Origin of the sequence: Acinetobacter sp. SM1B, from assembly GCF_003289665.1 — a bacterium.
GTDB classification, from domain to species: Bacteria; Pseudomonadota; Gammaproteobacteria; order Pseudomonadales; family Moraxellaceae; genus Acinetobacter; species Acinetobacter schindleri.
On sequence record NZ_QMBM01000001.1, the window covers coordinates 1,049,461 to 1,049,791 of the forward strand.

Here is a 331-nt window from a genome sequence, read left to right on the forward strand (position 1 = left end):
CAATTTACAGTGTCTTTTGGCTTTTAATGGCAACAGGCTATTCGGATACACTGTATAGATCCCTTGATAACCCTTATCTGCAAGGATAAAGGCGCCTGCAGGAATCTGATTCAAGTTGCGTTTGAAAAGCTCGAAATCATGTACAGCACCACGACTGGTGCGTAAACTCAGAATTTTCTGAGTTCTATAATGAATGATGGCTTGAACTTTGAAGGTATGTGTTTTCTTTTTGCCACTATAGCTTTTTTTCTGTTTTTTTAGGCCTTTGTATTGGAATTTCTGTGGCATCCACGATCACAACATTCCAGTCGATGCCTTCGCCCTCGGGTAA

General features: G+C 40.8%; 1 protein-coding gene (cut by a window edge). It reads right to left on the reverse strand.

What is annotated here, in order from left to right; all coding sequences use genetic code 11:
* Positions 1 to 288: the 5' portion of a transposase gene (locus tag C8322_RS04970; RefSeq protein WP_111810424.1), read on the reverse strand. The gene continues 42 nt to the left of window position 1, outside the view; the window shows 288 of its 330 coding nt (coding positions 1–288); it begins with the start codon at positions 286 to 288; its stop codon lies beyond the left edge, outside the window.
* Positions 289 to 331 lie beyond the last annotated feature (43 nt).